This is a genomic window from Amycolatopsis sp. NPDC059021, assembly GCF_042739895.1.
In the GTDB taxonomy this organism is placed as follows: domain Bacteria; phylum Actinomycetota; class Actinomycetes; order Mycobacteriales; family Pseudonocardiaceae; genus Amycolatopsis.
Map to the genome: position 1 here is coordinate 61,514 of NZ_JBHYIQ010000039.1, position 19,558 is coordinate 81,071.

The following is a 19,558-nucleotide window of genomic DNA, read 5'->3' on the forward strand; positions in this document are numbered from 1 at the left end:
ATGCATGTCGAACTGACGGCCGAGCAGCAGGCGCTGCGGGCCGAACTGCGGAAGTACTTCGCCGGGCTGCTCAGCCCGGAGGAGCGCCGGGAAATGCTGCGTGAGCGGCACGGCCCGATGTTCCGCGAGCTCGTGCGGCGGATGGGCCGCGACGGGTGGCTCGGCGTCGGCTGGCCGAAGGAGTACGGCGGCCGCGGCTTCGGGGAGATCGAACAGCACCTGTTCGTCGACGAGGCCGCGCGCGCCGAGATCCAGCTTCCCTCGGTCACGCTCCAGACCGTCGGGCCGACGCTGCAGGCCTTCGGTACCGAGGAGCAGAAAGCCCTGTTCCTGCCGAAGATCCTGGCGGGCGAGGTGCATTTCGCGATCGGGTACACCGAGCCGGAGGCCGGGACGGACCTCGCCTCGCTGCGCACGACGGCGGTGCGTGACGGCGACGAATACGTCGTCAACGGCCAGAAGATCTTCACCACCGGAGCGCATGACGCGGACTACATCTGGCTCGCGGTGCGCACCGTGCCGGACGCGCCGAAGCACAAGGGCATCTCGATCCTCATCGCCGACACGCGCGATCCCGGCTTCTCCTGGACGCCGATCATCACCTGCGACGGCGCGCACCACGTGAACGCGACCTACTACTCGGACGTCCGCGTGCCCGCGAACATGCTGGTGGGCAAGGAGAACGAGGGCTGGAAGCTGATCACCACCCAGCTCAACCACGAACGCGTCATGCTCGGCCCCGCCGGGCGGATCGGCGGCCTGTACGACCGGGTCCGCGCCTGGGCCGCCACGCGCGAGACCCCGGACGGGACGCCGCTGCTCGACCTGCCCGACGTCCGGGCGGTGCTGGCCGAGGCGCTGGCCACCGCGCGGGTCAACGAGCTGTTGAACTGGCAGGTCGCGGCGTCTTCCGCGAGCGCGCCGGTCGCCGTGGCGGACGCCTCGGCGACGAAGGTGTTCGGCTCGGAACGGATCCAGCGGATCGGCAGGAGACTGGAGGAGATCGTGGCACGCCATGGTGATCCGGCCGAGCCGGAAACGGCGGCGCTGGCCGAGTTCCTGGACGTCCTCGCCAAGCGGAACCTGGTGCTGACGTTCGGCGGCGGGGTCAGCGAGATCCAGCGCGAGCTGATCGCCACCGCCGGTCTCGGGCTGCCGAGGGTGCCGCGATGAACGAAGCTTGCGAGCGAATCATGGATGTGCAAGAAGCGGCCGAGCGCATTGCCGCACAAGGGGAATCCTCGCCACGGCTCGCGCGTGACGCGGTCAACCAGGCGATGGTGAACAACTGGGTCGAAGCGCTCGGCGATCGGAACCCGGTGTACACGGACCCGGGGTTCGCCGCCGGCAGTGTCCACAAGGGACTCGTGGCGCCGCCCGCGATGGCGCAGGTGTGGACGATGAACGGCCTGCACGGAACGCGCGCGGCCGACGATCCGCTCGGCGCGATGATGGAGGTGCTCGACCAGGCGGGGTTCACCTCGGTGGTGGCGACGAACTCCGAACAGACCTACCACCGTTATCTCCGGCACGGCGAGCACGTAGCCGCCACGACGAAGCTGGAGAACGTCGTCGGCCCGAAGCGCACGGCACTCGGCGAAGGCTGGTTCGTCACGACGCGGACCACCTGGTATGTGGGCGAGGAAGCCGTGGCGGACATGGTGTTCCGGGTCCTCAAGTTCCGCCCGCCCGGCGCCGCACCGGCCCCCGCCGTGAAGGCACCGGTGTTGCGCCCGGTGATCAGCAAGGACACCGAGTTCTTCTGGGAGGGCCTGAAAGCGGGGGAACTGCGGATCCAGCGCTGGGGCGAGACGTTGCGGCATCCGCCCGGTCCGATGCCGCCGGACGGCTCGCTCGACACCGTGCCGGACTACGTCGTCGCTTGTGGACGGGGAACGGTGTACAGCTACGTCGTGCACCACCACCCGCCCGTGCCCGGCAAGGAACTCCCGTTCGTCGTGGCGCTCGTGGAACTCGAGGAGGGCGTCCGTGTGATGGCCGAACTGCTCGACGCCTCGCCGGACGACGTCCACATCGGACTTCCAGTCGAGGCCGCGTTCGTCCGGATCGACGACGAGCTGACGTTGCCCGCGTGGAAGGTGGCGCGATGACTGTGGACTGTACGGTCGGTACCGAACTGCCGCCGCTGAGGATCGAGGCGACGCCGACGTTCGTGGTGAGCACCGCGCTCGCCACCCGGGACTTCCAGGACGTCCACCACGATCGCGATGCGGCGGTCGCCAGAGGTTCCAAGGACATCTTCCTCAACATCCTCACCGACACCGGGCTCGTGCAGCGCTTCGTCACGGACTGGGCCGGGCCGGAGGCGCTCGTGCGCTCGATCAAGATCCGCCTCGGCGTACCGTGCTACGCCTACGACACGCTCACCTTTACCGGGCGGGTGATCGAACGCGACGGCGCCGACGTCGTGCTCTCGGTGTCCGCTGTGGACAGTCTGGGCGAACACGTGACGGGAACCGTGGAACTTACCATGCCGGGCGGTGCGTCGTGACCCTTTCCGGAAAGGCCGCCATCGCCGGGATCGGCGCGACCGAGTTCTCCAAGGACTCGGGCCGCAGCGAACTCCGCCTCGCCGCCGAGTGCGTCTCGCAAGCCCTCGCCGACGCCGGGCTCGCCCCGTCCGATGTGGACGGTCTGGTGTCGTTCACCATGGACGGCAACAGCGAAATCGCGGTGGCCCGCGAACTCGGCATCCCGGAACTGAGCTTCTTCAGCCGGATCCACTACGGCGGCGGGGCCGCGGCGGCGACCGTGCAGCAGGCGGCGATGGCCGTCGCGACCGGCGTCGCGGACGTCGTGGTCGCCTACCGCGCCTTCAACGAACGGTCCGGGCACCGGTTCGGGCAGGTGTCGTCCGCGGCCGCCGGCCAGGTCAATTCGTCCGGTGTGGACAACGCGTTCCACTACCCGATGGGCATCGCGACGCCCGCCGCGACCGTCGCCATGGTCGCCCGCCGCTACCTGCACGACTACGGCGCCACGAGCGAGGACTTCGGCCGGATCGCGGTACTCGACCGCAAACACGCGGCGACCAACCCGAACGCGTGGTTCCACGGCCGCCCGATCACGCTCGAAGAGCACCAGGCCTCCCGCTGGGTGGCCGAACCGCTGCATCTGCTCGACTGCTGCCAGGAGAGCGACGGCGGTGTCGCGCTGGTGATCACCAGCGTCGAGCGGGCCCGCGACCTGCCGCATCCGGTCGCGGTGATCTCGGCGGCCGCGCAGGGCAGCGGGCCGGACCAGTACGTGATGACCAGCTACTACCGCGACGACCTCGCCGCATTGCCTGAAATGGGGGTCGTCGGCAGGCAGCTGTGGGCGCAGTCCGGGCTCGGACCGTCCGATGTGGACGTCGCGGTGCTCTACGACCACTTCACCCCGTACGTGCTGATGCAGCTGGAAGAACTGGGTTTCTGCGGGCGCGGCGAGGCGAAGGACTTCATCGCGGACGGCGCGCTGGAACTGGACGGGAAGCTCCCGCTCAACCCGCACGGCGGCCAGCTCGGCGAGGCGTACATCCACGGCATGAACGGCATCGCCGAGGGCGTGCGGCAGGTGCGCGGCAGCGCGGTCAACCAGGTTCCCGGCGCCGCGCGGGTGCTGGTGACCGCGGGCACCGGCGTCCCGACGAGCGGGCTGGTCCTGACGGGAGATTAGCCGGGACGCATATCCGGTTCGTGTGCCCGGCCGTCCATCGAGTGGGCCAACGGATTCACCGCAATGACGGCTGGTGCCGGGAGGCGGCCGGTGTCACGGTGGAGCGGATCACTCCGCGACACACGGCGAGGTTGGCATGCCCGGACGGAACCCGTACGCCGGCGCGAGCCGTGCCACCGGAACCGGCTAGGCGGACCGCGTGCACGGCCTCGTCGCGGTGGACTGGATCCTGACCGGGGTCTTCGTGGTGCTGGTCCTGCCCTGCGTGCTGCGTCTCACCCGGCTCGACTACATCCGGCTCGGCCGGACGGTCCGCAACGGAGACCTGGCCGAACTGCTGTTCGTCGTCGCGATGATCGCGATGTTCTCGCCGGTCGGCGGGCCGATCCCGGCCGCCGGGTGGCAGGCGGTGCTCGTGCTCGTCACGGGCTGGTCCGGCCTCGCCTGGTGGCGTGCCCGGCGCGAGCACGGCGGTGGCGTCCATGATCATCCGGCCTGCGGGCACCACGCGGTGTCCGCCGTCGTGATGCTCTACCTGGTGACCGCGATGCCGCACGGCTCGGGCACGCACGGCCCGTGGCTGAACATGTCCACAATGGACTTCTCGGCGGGCGCGGCGTGGCCGGTCCTGATCGCGGCCGCCGCGTACTTCGTGGTGGACGCCGTCCTCACGGCCATCCGCGCGCTGCGGCCCGGCGACGTCGAGGGCCGTACCTCGCGTGCGGTGTGCCGGGGCGTCATGGGCCTGGGCATGGGCTACATGCTCATCGCCGCCCTGTGACGCGAAGAGTGCTGTGGGGCGTGGTGGCCGGCGCGGTGCTCTTTCTCGGCGTCGTGCTCGTCAGCCTGGCTTGGGTGCCGGGAGTGCTGTTCCCGCCGTTGACCGACGCGGACCTCAGCGCGATCCCCGCCGCGGAGACGCGGATACGCCTGCGGCAGGAGCAGTCGCAACTGCAGAACGGCGTCCGGTCGACCCTGCTGCAGCTCACCGCCGGGCTGCTCGTCGTCGCGGGCGCCGGGGCGACCTGGCGGCAGGTCCACGTCAACCGGGAAGGGCAGCTCACCGAACGGTTCACCCGCGCCGTGGACCAGATCGGGAGCGACAACCAGGACGTGCGCATCGGCGGGCTCTACGCGCTGGAACGCATCGCGCGGAACTCCCCGGCGGACCGCGACACGATCCAGTTCATGCTGGGCGCGTTCGTCCGCAACCACAGCCCCTGGCCCGCCGGTTCTCCCGACGGGCCGGCCCATCCCACCGAGGAGGTGGACGAGCAACTGCCCTGGATGCGCGTCCGCGCGCCCGACATCCAGGTCGCCATGGGCGTGCTCGGCCGCCGTCCGGCCTCGTGGAACCAGCCGGTCGTCTTCCTTTCCCGGGTCGACCTGCGCAGCGTGGCGCTCCGCGATTCCCGGCTCGGCGGCGCCCAGCTGCGCTACAGCAACCTCGCGCGCGCCGTCCTCGCCGGGATACACCTGGAACACGCGGACCTGACCTCCGCCGACCTCCGCCGGTCGTATCTCGAACGCGCCCACCTCGCCGAGGCGAACCTCGGCCGGGCTCACCTGCGGGGTGCGAACCTGCGGCACGCCGATCTCAGCGGTGCGGACCTCCGTGGCGCGGACGTTCGCGGCGCGGACCTGACCGATGCGCGGCTCGACCGCACGGTGCTGGCCGGGGCGAGAGCGGACGCGAGCACCGTCTGGCCGGACGGCTTCGACCGGGAACGGCGTCAGGCACGGGGAATCACCGAGGACGCCGGCTGAGCATCGTCCGGGCTAGCCGCGGGGGAGCCTGCGGACCTCGCCGGGCTTGGGGTCGCCCGGGTCGGGCAGGTTCGCCGCCGGGTTCTCGGCCGTCCAGGCCGCGGCCGCGATGACGTCGTTCTTCAACGCCGTGATCAGCTCTTCGGCGGAGGAGTACGCCTTCTGGTCGCGCAGATGCTTGCCGAGCCAGACGGTCAGCACCTCGTCGTACAGGTCGCCCGCGAAGTCCAGCAGATGGGCCTCCAGCAGCCGGTAGCCGTCGGCGCCGTAGTAGGTCGGGCGGCGGCCCACGGAGACGGCGGCGGCGACGCGGGTGCCGTCGGCGCGTTCGGCCCAGCCCGCCCACACCCCGTCGCCGACCGCGCCGTCCTGATCGCGCAGCGCGATGTTGGCGGTGGGGAAGCCCAGCTCCCGCCCCCGCTTGTCGCCGGATTCGACCTGGCCGCGCACCACGAAGAAGTCCTGCTCGTCTGGCATCTGTCGTCCGTCCTGCTGTCGTTGCCCTGCCACCACCGTAACCGGGGGCGGCGGGGCCGGTGCCAGGCGACCAGGGTGTGGACACCCGGCACTCACGGCAGGCCGTCAGCGTCGCAGGTTCCGCGCGAAGAACGACCGGACGCCGTCACGCACCGCGGGTACCGACACCGCCGGGCCGATCGCGCCGATGAGCGACTTCCGTTGCGCACCGGTCATGAGGCCCGCGGCCTCCAGTTGCGGGGCCATGGCGCCGAAGTCGGTGAACACCCAGTGCGTGGCGTTGCCGAGCTGACGACGGCACGTCCACTCGGGCGAGCGGGCGAGCATGGCCGACCACGCGCGGTCGTACCGCTCGGTGCGGTAGCCGTCGGTGCCCCACAACAGCAGGGGACGGTCGACGCCGTCGCGGACGACCGGCAGCGGTTCCCCGGTTCGTCCCGGCCGATCCGGGAGATAGTCGAGGAAACCTTCCAGGTTGACCGCCGCGTCGATCCGCCGGTCCTCGTGCAGGGCCTCGGCCGCGGTCGTCCCGCCCGCCGAATGCCCGTACATCCCGATCCTGCGCGGATCCAGGGAACTGCCCAGGTTCTCCGGCAGCGCGCGGTGTTCGGCGTCCGGATTCCCGCCCGTGGCGAGGATTTCCAGGTTGTCCAGCACCAGCCGGGTATCGGCGAGCCGGGTCGCGATCATCGCGCGGAAGGCCGTGGGATCCGTGCCGGGATCGCGGCCGTTCAGCTCCCGGATGTCGCGCGTCCTGCCGCCGGGAAACTCGACGATGCTCGTTTCGCCGGGGTGGTCGAGGGTCACCACGACGAATCCGCGGCTGGCCAGTTCCTCGGCGAGGCCGGTGCCGAGCGTGCGCGGATCCCCGAAACCCGGGCTGTAGAGGAGTACCGGGTGACGGCCCGGCCGCGCGGGCGCGCCGGTGTGCGCGTGCGTCAGCGTGGCCGCCCAGTCCACCTTGTCCTTTGTGGACGAAAGCTCCGGGTGCAGGAACACCGTGTCGGTGGTGGCGAACCACGCCGCGGCCTGGCGTGTCATCTGCGGGGCGACCGGGTAGCCGTGGATGTCCGCGGCCGGGTAGAACACCGACACCATCACTTCGCGGGTGCCGGTCGGGCTGCCCGGGTCCGGCAGAACGGGGTCTGCCAGGTGCAGATCGGTGACGCCGACCGCGTGCGGGCCGGTCGGTGCCGGGAGCCGCGGGACGAACCGGCCGGCCGCGTGTGCGACCCCGGTGCTCGCCAGGAACAGGACGGAAAAGAGCAGCGCGAATCTTCGGAACATTTCTTCCCCTCGGCGTGTGGACGGTTTCCCGCCCGTTTTCATCCGGCGGACAACGCCGCCGCGTAGGCTTTCGCCACGTAATCCCACAACTCGTCGCCGACTGCGAAATCCTCGGGCGCCACGTCTTGCAGTACACCGAGTCCCTGCTCCCGGAAGAACCGGGCGACCGACTCCTTGAGGCCGGAATCGCCGCCGGTGTACATGTCCAGCACCACGAACAGCCGTCGCAGCGTTCGTAGCACTTCAGGCGAATCCACCGGATCGCCGGCGCGGCAATGCTCCGCGAGTTTCGTGAGCACCTGCGGCCATTCCGTGTCGAGCCATTTCCGCCCGTCGTCGCCGAGTTCGCCGGCGCGTTCGTCCAGCAGGTCGCGTTGCTCCCGGGTGATGTACCCGTCGAAAAGGCTGGTCCGGCCCAGCAGGGTGAGCAGCTCGCCGGTGTCCGGGCACAGCCGCGCGTCGTCCAGTTGCTCCAGCAGTCCCCGGATCTGGCGGCCGAGCGCGTTCAGCCGCCAGACCTCGTCGTCGATCTCCTCGAGACGGCGGTCGAGCACGTCGTGCAGGGCACCGGGGTCGGCCAGCACACCACCGACCTCCTCCAGCGACATCCCGAGCTGCCGCAGCAGCCGGATCCGGTACAGCCGGTGGAGGTCTCCTTCGGTGTACCGGCGGTGCCCGGACCGGGTGCGTTCGCTGGGCCGCAGCAACCCGAGTTCGTCGTAGTGGTGCAGCGTGCGCACGGTCGAGCCGGTGGCCTTGGCCAGCGCGCCGACACTCCATCGTCGCTGGTCAGCGCCCCCGGTTCCGCTCATGAGGACCACGATAGGACCTCACGTAGCGGGAGGTTCAAGCTCCGGTTGACATGCAGCCAGATGGCTGCCTATAGTTCAGGCAGCCGATTGGCTGCCTATGTGAGGTGACGGATGGACGAGGTGTTCAAGGCGCTGGCCGACGGCAGCCGCCGCGCGCTGCTGGACAGCCTGAACGCCCACAACGGCCAGACGCTGCGCGAACTGTGCGCGGGGCTGGAGATGGCACGGCAGTCGGTCAGCAAACACCTGGCCGTGCTCGAGGCGGCGAATCTCGTGACCACCGTGCGGCGGGGCCGGGAAAAGCTGCACTACCTCAACGCCGAGCCGATCAACGCGCTCGCCGAGCGGTGGATCAATCGCTACCACCAGGCGCGGGTGGACGCCCTCGCCGATCTGAAGAAGGCACTCGAAGGAGAACCGATGAGCAAGCCCGAATTCGTCTACACGACCTACATCGCCACGACGCCCGAGAAGCTGTGGCAGGCGCTGACCGAACCCGCGTTCACCCGCCGCTACTGGGGGCCCACGTTCGAGACCGACTGGAAGCCCGGCTCGACGATGGCGTGGGTCGAACCGGAGTTCACGATCGCCGACCCCGAGCAGGTCGTCCTCGAGGCCGAGCCCTACACCAGGCTGTCCTACCGCTGGCACACGTTCACCAAGGAGCACGCCGAAACCCACGGGCTGGGCGAGGAGTTCCGCGCCAAGGCCGCCGCCGAACCTCGGTCCAAGGTGACTTTCACGCTCGAACAGCAGGGGGCGCTGGTCAAGCTCACCGTCGTGCACGACGACTTCGAGCCGGACAGCATCGTCCTGTCGGCGGTCAGTGGCGGCTGGCCGCAACTGCTGTCGAGCCTCAAGACGTTGCTGGAGACCGGCGAAACCCTGCCCACGCCCGAACCCGCGGCATCACGCTGAGGATGTCACGCCGAGGTCGGAACCAGCACCGTGTCCGCCAGCACCGGCGCGTCGTCACGTTCCGGTGCGGTGGTGGTGACCAGCAGCCGGTCGTCCTCACGCCACACCCGGGTGCGCAACGTCTCGCCGGGGAAGACCACGCCGGCGAACTTCGTGCCGAAGGACCGGACCCGGCCGGGATCGCCGTCGAGGAAAGCGTCGATCACGCTCTTCGCAACCACGCCGTAAGTGCACAGCCCGTGCAGGATCGGCCGGTCGAAGCCGGCGGCGCGGGCGAACTCCGGGTCGGAATGCAGGGGGTTGCGGTCGCCGCACAGGCGGTACAGCAACGCCTGCTGTGGCAGCGTCGGTGTGTCGAGGACGGCGTCCGGGGCACGATCGGGCCACTCCACGCGGTCGGACGGGCCACGTTCGCCACCGAAGCCGCCTTCGCCGCGGGCGAAGATACTCGACCTCGCCGTCCACAGTGGACTTCCGTCCTCGCCGGTCACGGCCGTCTCCTGGACCACGACGGCGGCCTTGCCCTTGTCGAAGACGTCGGCGATCCGCGACCGCGCGACCGCCTTGCCCTCGACCGGGATCGGGCGGTGCAGCTCGATCTCCTGCTTGCCGTGCAACACCTTCGCCAGGTCGATCTCGACGCCGGGGAACGACACCGCCGGCGGGTCGAACACCCGCAGGTTCGCCGCGACGGTGGCGAACGTCGGGATCACCCGGAGGTCGCGTTCGGTCGTGTAACGCAGTTCCCGTTCGTCCACGGGATCCGCGCCGGCGCCGAGTGCGAGGTGGTACAGCAGCACGTCCGACGACGTCCAGGCGAAGCCGACTTCGCCGAGATCGGCGCCGATGGCGACAGCGGGATCGATGGGCACGCGTGACTCCCTACAGCGCTAGTGGATACCGAACCGGCTGGGTTCGGTCTCATTGCTATTCGTAACTGATCTCGACCTCGTCGGTGAGGGGGAGCGACTGACATCCCAGCACGATGCCGTCCGCGATGTCCTCGGCGTCGAGTACCTGGTTCTCGAGCATCTTCACCTCACCCGACACCAGGCGGCACGCACAGGCGCTGCACTGGCCCTCCCTGCACGAGTACGGCGCGTCGAGGCCTTGCTCCAGCAGGTGGTCCAGCAGCTTCCGGCGGCGGGGCCAGCTCATCTCGCGGGTCTCGCCGTCGAGGGTGACGGTCAACCGGGCGGGCTCGTCGGAGTCGTCCGAGCTGTCGGCGGGAGCGGGAGCGGGTTCGGCGACCTCGAAGGGGTTTCCCGTGAGGGAACTGAACTTCTCCACGTGTACCCGGCTACGGGGAACGTCCAATGCGGACAGTGCCTGCCGCGCGGCGTCCATGAACGGCGCCGGCCCGCAGAGGAACGCCTCGTGTGAACCGTACGGCGCGACCAGGGAACGGAGCTGGTCCGCCGTGGGGAGTCCCTGAACGCTTTCCAGCCAGTGCAGCACCGTCAGCCGGTCCGCGTACTTCACGGCCAGGTCCGCCAGCTCCCCGGCGAAGATCACCGACCGCTCGTCCCGGTTGGCGTACACGAGCACGACCCGGCCTGACCCGTGTTGCAGCGCCGTCTTCAGGATCGAGATCACCGGCGTGATCCCGCTTCCCCCGGCGAACAACAGGAAATCCTCGTCGAGCGAACCGGGGGAGAACACCCCGGACGGCGCGAGTACCTCGATCCGCATCCCGGGCCGCAGTTCGTCGCACACCCAGTTCGAGCCGTAGCCCTCGGCCGTGCGCTTCACCGTCACCTGGACCCGGTTCTCGTGCGGCGCGCTGGACAGCGAATAGCAGCGCGCCACCGATCCGGTCCGCTCGCTCGGGATCCGCAAGGTGAGGAACTGTCCCGCGGTGTAAGCGAAAGCGTCCGCGTGCTCGGCGGGGATCTCGAAAACGATCGACCGCGCGTCGGCCGTCTCGGTGACGACGTCGGCGACGGTCACCGTGTAACGGTCAGCCATCGGAGACCGCCAGAGTTCCGTCCCGCACCGCGTCGTCGATGCTCTCCGACAGCCGCGAACAGGTGTCGAGCAGCGCCGTCTGCGCACCACTCGCCGCCTGCTCGGCGAACACCGGGCAGCTGCGCCCGGCGTCGGTGGTCCACTGGATGCTGGTGTGCTGGATGCTGTTCTTCTTGACCAGCACACAGGTCCCGCAGCTGCGGCATTCGTGCGGCCGCAGCCCGGCGGTCAGGAACTCGACGGTCTCGGCCTTCACACGCCCGCCTCTTCCTCGGCGCGCTGCTTGGCGAGGTTCTCGGCGACCTCGGCGGCCCACACCTCGTTGGCCCTGGTGGTGTCCACCTCGAACTCGAATCGCCGCGTCATGTCCTCGGTGACGTCGGCCGCGTCGACATAGAACTGCTCGTACCAGCGCCGCAACTGGTAGACCGGGCCGTCCTCCTCGCACAGCAGGGGATTGTCGATCGGGGTCTTGTTCTTCCAGATTTCGACGTCCTGCAGGAACCCGACGCCGATGCCCTTGGCCAGCTTCTCGGCGATCTTGTCGGCGTGTTCGTCGGAGATCCCGGGCATCTTCTTCACCATCACGCCCCATTGGAGCACGAAGGAGTTCGCCGTCACCGGGTAGTGGCAGTTGATCAGCACGTTCTCGATCTCGAAGCCCTGGAAGGTGTTGAGCAGCGTGTTGATCATGTACGACGGCCCGAAGTAGGACGCCTCCGAGCGCAGCAGGTTCTCCTCGCCACCGTAGTTGGACGCCATGCCCTTGTCCGGGCGGCCCTTGGTGTTGAGGTACTGCGTGGCGATGTGGCCTTCGAAGACGTTCTTGAAGTACGTCGGGAAGGCGTAGTGGATGTAGAAGAAGTGCGCCATGTCCACGACGTTGTCGATGATCTCGCGGCAGTTCGCGTTCTCGATGAGGATCGAGTCCCACGACCAGTTGCTCCACTCGTCGCTGAACGCGCCCTCGACCCGCGGGATCACGACGTCGTCGGGCGGCGGGTTGCCCTCCGGGTCGTTCCAGACGAACAGCTGCTGGTTCTCCTCCATCACCAGCCAGGACCGGGTCCGTGCCCGCAGCGGAACCCGCTTGGCGTAGGGGATCGCCACGCATTTGCCCTTGCCGTTCCAGCGCCAGTCGTGGAACGGGCAGGCGATCTCGTCACCCTTGACCGTGCCCTGGGTGAGGTCCCCGCCCATGTGCCTGCAGTAGCCGTCCAGCACGTTCAGCTTGCCCGACGAGTCGGCGAACACGACGAGCTTCTCGCCGAATGCCGAGATGGCGTGCGGTTTCCCGTCGCGGAAGCTCTCGGCAAGGCCCAGGCAGTGCCAGCCGCGGGCGAACCGCGCCGGCGGTGCCCCGGCGTCGATCGCGCGGACGGATTCGCCGCCTGACCTGGGTGCCTGCGTCATCGCTCAACCTCCGTGGTCCCCTGATCTTCGTGTGCCAGCCGCTCGGCCGCAAGGTAGCCGAACACCATGGCGGGCCCGATCGTCGCGCCGGGCCCGGCGTAGGTGCGGCCCATCACCGCCGCGCTCGTGTTGCCCGCCGCGTACAGCCCGGCGATGACCGAACCGTCCTCGCGCAGGACACGGGCGTGCTCGTCGGTGAGCAGCCCGCCCTTGGTGCCGAGGTCGCCGGGCACGATCTTCACCGCGTAGTAGGGTGCCCGGTCCAGCGGTCCGAGGCTCGGGTTGGGCCGGTTGCGCGGGTCGCCGTAGTAGTGGTCGTACGCACTGCGCCCGCGGTGGAAGTCTTCGTCGACGCCGCGCCGCGCGAAGCCGTTGAACCGCGACACCGTCGAGGTCAGCGCCTCGGCCGGGACGTCGATACGTTCGGCGAGCTCGGCCAGTGTCGAGGCCTTCGCCGCGATCCCGGCCTTGAACCACCGCCCCGGCAGCGGCTGCCGGGGGCCGAGCCCGGTGAACATGTACCGGTCGCGGTAGCGCTGGTCGAACACCAGCCAGGTCGGGATGTGCTCGCCCGGCCCGTCACCCTCGCCGTACATCGCGTGCACGGCCTCGACGTAAGGCGCGGACTCGTTGACGAACCGCTCGCCCCTGGCGTCGACCATGAGGCACCCCGGCCGCGAGCGCTCGGCGAGTGCGAACCACGGGCCGCCGGTCAGCGGCATCGACGGGCCCCACCACGCGTCGTCCATCAGATCGAGCGCCGCGCCGAGCTTCAGCCCGGCGGTGATGCCGTCGCCGGTGTTGGCCTTGGCACCGACCGTCCATTCCGTCCCGATCGGCGCCCGCTGGTACTTCGTCCGCATCTCTTCGTTGTGCTCGAACCCGCCGCAGGCCAGGATCACGCCGCGCCGCGCGTGCAACAGCGACTCGACGCCGTCGCGGCGGACGAGCACGCCGGTGACCTTGTCGCCCTCGGTGCGCAGGTCGAGCAACGGCGTGTCGAGCCAGACGCCGACGTTCGCGCGCTGCAGGCCCGCCCGCAGTCCGGCGGCCAGTGCCTGGCCCATCACGAGCTGGCGCTGTCCGCGGACACGCCCGGCGAGCCACCGCATCCCCAGCCCGAACAGCCGCAGGATGCCGCGCGGGTGCCGGGCGATGAGGCTCAGCCAGCGGTAGTCCGCCTGGGTGAGCGGGACACCGAGCGGGGGAGCGCTGTACGGCGGCTCGAGATTCGCGAGTTCGGGACCGAGCACCCGGCCGTCGAGCGCGGCGGGTTCGACCGACCGCCCACCGGAGCGTCCGCCGGGCGCTTCGGGGTGGTAGTCGCTGTAGTCGCGTACCCAGCGGAAGCGCAAGGGCGAGTGCTCGCAGACGAACTGGAGTACTTCGGGGCCGCGTGCGAGATAGGCCTCGCGGCGTTCGGCCGGGACGACGTCGCCGACGATCGACGACAGGTATTCGCGGGCGCGTTCCGGCGGTTCGTCGATCCCGGCGGCTCGCAGCGCGTGGTTGCCCGGGATCCAGACACCTCCACCGGAGCGTGCGGTCGAACCGCCGTAGCGGGAAGCTTTCTCTACGACGACGACGTCGAGGCCGAGGTGGGCCGCGGCGAGGGCTGCGGTCATCCCGGCGGCGCCGCTGCCGACCACAACCACGTCGAACTGGTTTTCCATCCCACCTCACCTGGAACGTGTTCCATCGGACTCTTGGCCTGCTCGGAGCTATCCTCGTCACCATAGACGAGAACGTGTTTCAGTTCTAGGGTAGTCGCCATGGACGAACTCGTCGCGGACGTGGTGATCGTGGGGTTCGGTGCGGCAGGCGCGTGCGCGGCGATCGAAGCCGCCGACGCCGGCGCCGACGTGCTCGTGCTCGACCGGTTCTCCGGTGGTGGCGCGAGCGTGGTGAGCGGTGGTGTCGTCTACGCCGGGGGCGGGACGGCACAGCAACTCGACGCGGGCGTCGAAGACACGCCTGACGCGATGCTCGACTACCTGCGTCTGGAGACCGGCGGCGTCGTGTCCGAGGAGACCTTGCGGCGGTTCTGCGCGTCGAGCCGGGACATGATCACGTGGCTGGAGGGCAACGGCGTCCCGTTCGAGGGCAGCCTGTGCCCGTACAAGACCTCCTATCCCTCCGACGACCACTACCTCTACTACTCCGGCAGCGAGGCCGCCGAAGTATTCCGCGATGTCGCGAAACCCGCGCCCCGCGGCCATCGGGTCAAAGGCCCTGGTACGTCCGGAAAGCTCCTGTTCGCCCGGCTCGCCGACGCCGTGCGACGCCGTGGCGTGCGCGTTCTTCCGCAGGCGCACGCCAGGTCGTTGACGGTCGACGACCAGGGCGCGGTCACCGGCGTGGTCGTCGACACGCTGCGCGACGCGCCCGTGTGGGTTCGCTCGACGCATCGACGTCTCGCGCGTTACGCCGCGAAGCCCGGGATCTACGTGCCCGCGCTGCGTAAGGCGCTGCATCTCCGTGCTGCTCGGCTGGAACGTCGATACGGGCGCGAACTGCGGATTTCCGCGCGTCGCGGGGTGATCCTCGCGGCGGGCGGGTTCATCGCGAACCGGGAGATGGTGCGCGAGCACGCGCCCGGCTACCGGGGCGGGCTCGCGCTCGGGACTTCGGCCGACGACGGGTCGGGCATCCGGCTGGGCGTCGAGGCAGGTGCCGCGACCGCCGGGCTGGACCGGATCTCCGCGTGGCGATTCCTCACGCCGCCCGCGGCCTTCCTCGGCGGGATCCTCGTCGACGCCGGCGGCGGCCGGATCATCGACGAATCGCGGTACGGCGCGGCGATCGGCGAGCGGATGATCGCCGCGCACGGCGGCCGCGGCTGGCTGCTGGTGGACGAGAAGATCGTGGCCGAGGCGCGGCGCGACGGGCGATCGCAGAGTCAGTGGTTCCAATGGCTGCAACTGCGGTATCTGCTGCGCCGCGGCCGGGTCACCGGGGGCACCCTCGCCGAAGTCGCCCGTAAGGCCGGTGTCGACCCGGACGGGCTGCTGGCCACTGTCGAGGCTTACCGCACGGGGCCCGACCCGACGGGGAAACCGGCCGAGTTCGCCCGGCCCCTGGACATGCCGCCGTACTCGCTCATCGACGTCTCCATCAAACCCAACCTCGGCTATCCGTGTCCGATGCTGACGCTGGGCGGGCTGGCGGTCGACGAGGACACCGGCGCGGTGCGCGGCGCGGACGGGCGTGCCGTGCCCGGCCTGTACGCGGCCGGCCGTACCGCGGTGGGAATCTGTTCTAGGTCCTATGTGAGCGGTCTCTCGCTCGCGGACTGCGTGTTTTCCGGGCGTCGCGCGGGAATCAACAGTGCTCTTGCCCAGGGAGTTCTCGACAAAAACGAGAACGTGTTCTAGTCTTGGGTTCGGTTGAACACGAGAGAGGGACAGTGCATGAGCGAGCAGACCGCCCACGAGGTGATCGCCGGGGTCCGTGAGCTGCTCCCGGTCCTGCGGGAGCGGGCGCAGGAAGCCGAGGACGCGCGCCGCGTGCCCGAGGAGTCGGTCAAAGCCTTGCAGGAGATCGGATTCTTCAAGCTGTTGCAGCCGAAGCAGTACGGTGGCGTCGAGGCCGACCCGGTGAGCTTCTACACCGCGGTGAAGCTCATCGCGAGCGCGTGCGGGTCCACCGGATGGGTCGCTTCGATCCTCGGTGTGCATCCGTGGCACGTCGCGTTGTTCGACGGGAAGGCACAGGAAGAGGTCTGGGGCGCCGACACCGACGTCCGGATCTCGTCCTCCTACGCGCCGATGGGCAAGGCGACCGTCGTGGACGGCGGCTACCGGCTCACCGGCCGCTGGAGCTTCTCCTCCGGCTGCGACCACTGCACCTGGGTGTTGCTCGGCGGGCCCGCGTTCGCCGACGGCAAGCCGGTCGACTTCTGCACCTACCTGCTGCCGATCTCGGACTACTCCATTGTGGACGTCTGGGACACGGTCGGCCTGCGGGGAACGGGTTCCAACGACATCGTCGTGGAGGACGTCTTCATCCCGCAGCACCGCGCGCTGAGTTTCATGGCGACGTCGAAGTGCAAGACGCCGGGGCAGGAGGTCAACCCCGGACCGCTGTACAAGCTCCCGTACGGTTCGGTGCATCCGAGCACCATCACCGCGCCGATCATCGGGATGGCCCAAGGCGCCTACGACGCGCACGTCGAGCACCAGGGCAAGAGGGTGCGGGCGGCGTACGCCGGTGAGCAGTCCAAAGAAGATCCCTTCAGCAAAGTGCGGATCGCCGAGGCGGCGAGTGAGATCGACGCCGCGTGGCTCCAGCTGACGCACAACATCGACGAGCTCTACCAACTGGCCTGCCGTGGCGAGAAGCTCCCGTTCAGCACGCGGCTGCGTGTGCGCCGGGACCAGGTCCGCGGCACCGAGCGCGCCATCTCGGCGATCGACCGTCTCTTCGAGAACTCCGGTGGCCGGGCGTTGCAGGCCGGTACGCCGATCCAGCGATTCTGGCGCGACGCGCACGCGGGTCGCGTGCACGCGGCCAACGACGCCGAGCGCGCGTACGTCATGTTCGGCACCGGCGCCTTCGGGCTGCCCGTCGAGAATGCGATGGTGTGATGGAGGGCAAGTACGTCGAAACCCCGGGCGGGTTGAAGCTGCACTATCACGAGGCCGGGGCGGAGCATCCGGAGACGGTGGTCTTCCTGCACGGCGGCGGGCCCGGCGCGTCGGCGTGGAGCAACTTCGGCCGCAACCTTCCGGTGTTCGCCAAGTCGTACCGGGTGATCGCGGTCGATCAGCCCGGGTTCGGACGATCCGACAAACCCACCGAGCATCCCCAGTACTTCCGCCACAGTGCCGACGCTGTCGCCGGGCTGATGGACGCGCTCGGCATCGAACGGGCGCATTTCGTCGGCAACTCCCTGGGCGGTGGCGCCGCGGTGCGGCTCGCGCTGAACCATCCCGAGCGCGCCGGGCGGCTCGTGCTGATGGGGCCGGGCGGGCTGAGCGTCAACGTGTTCGCACCCGACCCGACCGAGGGCGTCAAGAACCTTTCGCGGTTCGGTGGTGCTCCCACGCGCGAGAACCTCGAGGCGTTCCTGCGGATCATGGTGCACGACCAGGCGCTGGTCACCGATGAGCTGATCGACGAGCGGCTCGCCGCCGCCAGTACTCCGGAGTCGCTGGCCGCGATGCGGGCGATGGGCAAGTCGTTCATGCTGCCCGGCTCCTACGAGGAGGGCATGCTCTGGCGAGAGGCGCATCGGCTGCGACAGCGGGTCCTGCTGATCTGGGGCCGTGAGGACCGGGTCAACCCGCTCGACGGCGCGCTGCTCGCGCTCAAGACGATCCCGCGCGCGCAACTGCACGTCTTCGGCGGTTGCGGGCACTGGGCGCAGCTGGAGAAGTTCGACGAGTTCAACCGGCTCGCCCTCGATTTCCTGGGGAGTGCGTGATGGGTATCCGTTCACTGGGCTACCTGCGTATCGAGGCCACGGACATGGCCGCGTGGCGGGAATACGGGCTCAAGGTGCTCGGCATGGTCGAAGGCAGCGGCACCGATCCGGATGCCCTGTACCTGCGGATGGACGACTTCCCGGCGCGGCTGGTCGTCTTCCCCGGTGAGAAGGACCGGCTCGCGCAGGCGGGCTGGGAAGTGGCCAACGCGGGGGAACTGGACGAGATCCGCGACCGGCTGGACGCGCATTCCGTGCCATACAAGGAAGGAACCCCCGAGCAGCTCGCCGACCGCAGGGTCGACGGTCTGGTGTCCTTTGTGGATCCTTCGGGTAATGAGCTGGAGGTCTTCCACGGCGTCGCGTTGCAGCATCGGCGGGTCGTCAGCCCGTACGGACATCGCTTCGTGACGGGAGAGCAGGGGCTCGGGCATGTCGTCCTTTCCACTCACGATGACGACGCCGCGCTGCACTTCTACCGCGACGTCCTGGGTTTCCGGTTGCGCGACTCGATGAGGCTGCCTCCGCAGCTGGTCGGCCGTCCTGCCGACGGCGCGCCGGCGTGGTTGCGCTTCTTCGGCTGCAACCCACGGCACCACTCGCTGGCGTTTCTGCCGATGCCGACCCCGAGCGGGATCGTTCACCTCATGGTCGAAGTCGAGAACACCGACGATGTCGGGCTGTGTCTGGACCGTGCGATCCGTCGCAAGATCCCGATGTCGGCGACCCTCGGACGGCACGTCAATGACTTGATGCTGTCATTCTACATGAAGACCCCGGGCGGCTTCGACGTGGAGTTCGGCTGCGAGGGGCGTCAGGTCGACGACGAAAGCTGGATCGCCCGCGAAAGCACCGCGGTTTCGTTGTGGGGCCATGACTTCTCGGTCGGTGCCCGGCCACCGGGGTCGTCATGACCGCCGTGACCGAGATCGATGCCGCACGATTCCGGTCCGTGCTCGGGCACTTCTGCACGGGCGTCGCCGTGATCACCGGTCACGACGGGACCGCACCGGCCGGCTTCGCCTGTCAGTCGTTCGCCGCCTTGTCCCTGGATCCGCCGCTGGTGTTGTTCTGTCCCGCCAGGACATCTCGGACGTGGCCGGTGCTGGAAGCGGCCGGGGTTTTCGCGGTCAACGTGCTGGCCGAGGACCAACAGGAGATCAGCGCCGTCTTCGGCGCCCGCGGCGCCGACAAGTTCGCCGCGGCGCCCTGGACACCGGCGCCCTCCGGCGCCCCGTTGCTGAACGGCGCCCTGACCTGGATCGACTGTGCTCTGGAAGCGGTGCACACGGCAGGCGACCACTACGTCGTCATCGGCCGTGTCACCGCGCTCGGCGACGTCTCCGACGCCCGGCCGCTGCTCTTCCACCGAGGGCGCTACACGGTCACCGAGCCGGTGCCCGACGCTTTGTCGGCTCTCATGCCCTGGCCTCGTCCGGACGACTGGCTCTGAATTCCGGGTGGCCCCGGCGTGTTCCTTGTCCCCGTGCGCGGCCGCCGACGACTCACTCAAGGGGCAGCGGCGTCACTTCAGCTCATCCTTTTCGCTCTGTTAAGCAGAAAAACCCGGAATCGGGTGCGCTTTGGCTGATAAAAATTCGGTGTTTCGCTTTCCGGGTAACGGTTTCCTGCGGATTTGGTCCTTTGTGGACAGTAGTTTTAGGGTGATTCATCATTTCGTGTGATGTTTCGCACGCATGTTCGGCCGTACCGTGGAGGTAACTGTTCAGGTCATTGTGGTGTTTGTTGGTAGCCAAGGGTTTCCGGTGATGGCGTCGCGGATGGCGGTGATGACGTGGACGCGGTTCTTGCG

Annotated in this window: 20 protein-coding genes; 12 read left to right on the forward strand and 8 right to left on the reverse strand. The window is 69.2% G+C overall.

What is annotated here, in order from left to right; translation table 11 throughout:
• From ACFWX1_RS23190 to ACFWX1_RS23215, 6 genes are all read left to right on the forward strand, one after another.
• Entirely contained in the window at positions 1-1,173 is a 1,173-nt protein-coding gene (locus tag ACFWX1_RS23190; protein ID WP_378390488.1) for an acyl-CoA dehydrogenase family protein, read from the forward strand.
• 20 nt (positions 1,174-1,193) lie between these two features.
• A complete protein-coding gene (locus tag ACFWX1_RS23195) occupies positions 1,194-2,111 on the forward strand; it encodes a bifunctional MaoC family dehydratase N-terminal/OB-fold nucleic acid binding domain-containing protein (RefSeq protein WP_378390490.1) in 918 nt (305 codons plus the stop codon).
• The gene (locus ACFWX1_RS23200; RefSeq protein ID WP_378390492.1) at positions 2,108-2,512 is read left to right on the forward strand and encodes a MaoC family dehydratase; all 405 of its coding nucleotides are present in this window, start codon (positions 2,108-2,110) and stop codon (positions 2,510-2,512) included. The genes ACFWX1_RS23195 and ACFWX1_RS23200 overlap by 4 nt, the downstream gene beginning before the upstream one ends.
• On the forward strand, positions 2,509-3,678 hold the full coding sequence (locus tag ACFWX1_RS23205) for a lipid-transfer protein (protein ID WP_378390494.1): 1,170 nt from the start codon (positions 2,509-2,511) through the stop codon (positions 3,676-3,678). Before ACFWX1_RS23200 ends, ACFWX1_RS23205 begins: the two co-directional genes overlap by 4 nt.
• A 199-nt stretch (positions 3,679-3,877) precedes the next feature.
• Positions 3,878-4,459: a DUF5134 domain-containing protein gene (locus ACFWX1_RS23210; protein WP_378390496.1), complete on the forward strand. Its 582-nt coding sequence runs from the start codon at positions 3,878-3,880 to the stop codon at positions 4,457-4,459.
• The gene (locus ACFWX1_RS23215) at positions 4,456-5,445 is read left to right on the forward strand and encodes a pentapeptide repeat-containing protein (RefSeq protein ID WP_378390498.1); all 990 of its coding nucleotides are present in this window, start codon (positions 4,456-4,458) and stop codon (positions 5,443-5,445) included. The genes ACFWX1_RS23210 and ACFWX1_RS23215 overlap by 4 nt, the downstream gene beginning before the upstream one ends.
• Positions 5,446-5,457: 12 nt before the next feature.
• On the opposite strand, the gene ACFWX1_RS23220 is transcribed toward ACFWX1_RS23215, so the two are convergent.
• The 3 genes from ACFWX1_RS23220 to ACFWX1_RS23230 form a co-directional block, all read right to left on the reverse strand.
• Positions 5,458-5,922 carry a riboflavin kinase gene (locus tag ACFWX1_RS23220; RefSeq protein ID WP_378390500.1) on the reverse strand — a complete coding sequence of 155 codons (465 nt, stop codon included), beginning with the start codon at positions 5,920-5,922 and terminating at the stop codon, positions 5,458-5,460.
• A 105-nt stretch (positions 5,923-6,027) separates the two neighbouring features.
• A complete protein-coding gene (locus tag ACFWX1_RS23225) occupies positions 6,028-7,209 on the reverse strand; it encodes an alpha/beta hydrolase family protein (RefSeq protein WP_378390502.1) in 1,182 nt (393 codons plus the stop codon).
• Positions 7,210-7,247: 38 nt separating this feature from the next.
• Positions 7,248-8,021 carry a MerR family transcriptional regulator gene (locus ACFWX1_RS23230; protein WP_378390504.1) on the reverse strand — a complete coding sequence of 258 codons (774 nt, stop codon included), beginning with the start codon at positions 8,019-8,021 and terminating at the stop codon, positions 7,248-7,250.
• A gap of 111 nt (positions 8,022-8,132) precedes the next feature.
• Here ACFWX1_RS23230 and ACFWX1_RS23235 point away from each other — a divergent pair, with 111 nt between their 5' ends.
• A complete protein-coding gene (locus tag ACFWX1_RS23235; RefSeq protein WP_378390506.1) occupies positions 8,133-8,939 on the forward strand; it encodes an ArsR/SmtB family transcription factor in 807 nt (268 codons plus the stop codon).
• A gap of 5 nt (positions 8,940-8,944) precedes the next feature.
• On the opposite strand, the gene ACFWX1_RS23240 is transcribed toward ACFWX1_RS23235, so the two are convergent.
• Genes ACFWX1_RS23240 through kstD form a run of 5 tightly spaced genes read right to left on the reverse strand, consistent with a single transcriptional unit; the run spans position 8,945 to position 13,993 of the window.
• Positions 8,945-9,811 carry a MaoC/PaaZ C-terminal domain-containing protein gene (locus tag ACFWX1_RS23240; protein WP_378390508.1) on the reverse strand — a complete coding sequence of 289 codons (867 nt, stop codon included), beginning with the start codon at positions 9,809-9,811 and terminating at the stop codon, positions 8,945-8,947.
• A gap of 55 nt (positions 9,812-9,866) precedes the next feature.
• Positions 9,867-10,907: a 2Fe-2S iron-sulfur cluster-binding protein gene (locus tag ACFWX1_RS23245; RefSeq protein WP_378390510.1), complete on the reverse strand. Its 1,041-nt coding sequence runs from the start codon at positions 10,905-10,907 to the stop codon at positions 9,867-9,869.
• Positions 10,900-11,163, reverse strand: a complete 264-nt coding sequence (locus ACFWX1_RS23250) for a hypothetical protein (RefSeq protein ID WP_378390512.1) — start codon at positions 11,161-11,163, stop codon at positions 10,900-10,902. Before ACFWX1_RS23250 ends, ACFWX1_RS23245 begins: the two co-directional genes overlap by 8 nt.
• Positions 11,160-12,320 carry a Rieske 2Fe-2S domain-containing protein gene (locus tag ACFWX1_RS23255; RefSeq protein ID WP_378390514.1) on the reverse strand — a complete coding sequence of 387 codons (1,161 nt, stop codon included), beginning with the start codon at positions 12,318-12,320 and terminating at the stop codon, positions 11,160-11,162. Before ACFWX1_RS23255 ends, ACFWX1_RS23250 begins: the two co-directional genes overlap by 4 nt.
• Positions 12,317-13,993, reverse strand: coding sequence for a 3-oxosteroid 1-dehydrogenase (kstD, locus tag ACFWX1_RS23260; protein ID WP_378390516.1), 1,677 nt, complete (start codon positions 13,991-13,993; stop codon positions 12,317-12,319). The genes ACFWX1_RS23255 and kstD overlap by 4 nt, the downstream gene beginning before the upstream one ends.
• 99 nt (positions 13,994-14,092) lie before the next feature.
• On the opposite strand from kstD, the gene ACFWX1_RS23265 reads away from it, so the two are divergent.
• From ACFWX1_RS23265 to hsaB, 5 genes are read left to right on the forward strand one after another with little or no spacing between them, the layout of a single operon-like run.
• The gene (locus ACFWX1_RS23265) at positions 14,093-15,694 is read left to right on the forward strand and encodes an FAD-binding protein (protein ID WP_378390518.1); all 1,602 of its coding nucleotides are present in this window, start codon (positions 14,093-14,095) and stop codon (positions 15,692-15,694) included.
• A 36-nt stretch (positions 15,695-15,730) separates the two neighbouring features.
• Entirely contained in the window at positions 15,731-16,906 is a 1,176-nt protein-coding gene (hsaA, locus tag ACFWX1_RS23270) for a 3-hydroxy-9,10-secoandrosta-1,3,5(10)-triene-9,17-dione monooxygenase oxygenase subunit (RefSeq protein ID WP_378390520.1), read from the forward strand.
• Positions 16,906-17,745 (forward strand): 4,5:9,10-diseco-3-hydroxy-5,9,17-trioxoandrosta-1(10),2-diene-4-oate hydrolase, encoded by an 840-nt coding sequence (gene hsaD / locus ACFWX1_RS23275; RefSeq protein ID WP_378390532.1) that lies wholly within the window; start codon positions 16,906-16,908, stop codon positions 17,743-17,745. The genes hsaA and hsaD overlap by 1 nt, the downstream gene beginning before the upstream one ends.
• Positions 17,745-18,659: an iron-dependent extradiol dioxygenase HsaC gene (gene hsaC, locus ACFWX1_RS23280; protein WP_378390522.1), complete on the forward strand. Its 915-nt coding sequence runs from the start codon at positions 17,745-17,747 to the stop codon at positions 18,657-18,659. Before hsaD ends, hsaC begins: the two co-directional genes overlap by 1 nt.
• Positions 18,656-19,198, forward strand: coding sequence for a 3-hydroxy-9,10-secoandrosta-1,3,5(10)-triene-9,17-dione monooxygenase reductase subunit (hsaB, locus tag ACFWX1_RS23285; protein ID WP_378390524.1), 543 nt, complete (start codon positions 18,656-18,658; stop codon positions 19,196-19,198). The genes hsaC and hsaB overlap by 4 nt, the downstream gene beginning before the upstream one ends.
• The last annotated feature ends 360 nt before the right edge of the window (positions 19,199-19,558 follow it).

Coding starts and splice junctions, on each gene's coding strand:
- ACFWX1_RS23190 (WP_378390488.1), top strand. CDS start 1: ATGCATGTCGAACTGACGGCCGAGCAGCAGGCGCTGCGGGCCGAACTG.
- ACFWX1_RS23195 (WP_378390490.1), top strand. CDS start 1,194: ATGGATGTGCAAGAAGCGGCCGAGCGCATTGCCGCACAAGGGGAATCC.
- ACFWX1_RS23200 (WP_378390492.1), top strand. CDS start 2,108: ATGACTGTGGACTGTACGGTCGGTACCGAACTGCCGCCGCTGAGGATC.
- ACFWX1_RS23220 (WP_378390500.1), bottom strand. CDS start 5,922: ATGCCAGACGAGCAGGACTTCTTCGTGGTGCGCGGCCAGGTCGAATCC.
- ACFWX1_RS23225 (WP_378390502.1), bottom strand. CDS start 7,209: ATGTTCCGAAGATTCGCGCTGCTCTTTTCCGTCCTGTTCCTGGCGAGC.
- ACFWX1_RS23230 (WP_378390504.1), bottom strand. CDS start 8,021: ATGAGCGGAACCGGGGGCGCTGACCAGCGACGATGGAGTGTCGGCGCG.
- ACFWX1_RS23235 (WP_378390506.1), top strand. CDS start 8,133: ATGGACGAGGTGTTCAAGGCGCTGGCCGACGGCAGCCGCCGCGCGCTG.
- ACFWX1_RS23245 (WP_378390510.1), bottom strand. CDS start 10,907: ATGGCTGACCGTTACACGGTGACCGTCGCCGACGTCGTCACCGAGACG.
- ACFWX1_RS23255 (WP_378390514.1), bottom strand. CDS start 12,320: ATGACGCAGGCACCCAGGTCAGGCGGCGAATCCGTCCGCGCGATCGAC.
- kstD (WP_378390516.1), bottom strand. CDS start 13,993: ATGGAAAACCAGTTCGACGTGGTTGTGGTCGGCAGCGGCGCCGCCGGG.
- ACFWX1_RS23265 (WP_378390518.1), top strand. CDS start 14,093: ATGGACGAACTCGTCGCGGACGTGGTGATCGTGGGGTTCGGTGCGGCA.
- hsaA (WP_378390520.1), top strand. CDS start 15,731: ATGAGCGAGCAGACCGCCCACGAGGTGATCGCCGGGGTCCGTGAGCTG.
- hsaD (WP_378390532.1), top strand. CDS start 16,906: ATGGAGGGCAAGTACGTCGAAACCCCGGGCGGGTTGAAGCTGCACTAT.
- hsaC (WP_378390522.1), top strand. CDS start 17,745: ATGGGTATCCGTTCACTGGGCTACCTGCGTATCGAGGCCACGGACATG.
- hsaB (WP_378390524.1), top strand. CDS start 18,656: ATGACCGCCGTGACCGAGATCGATGCCGCACGATTCCGGTCCGTGCTC.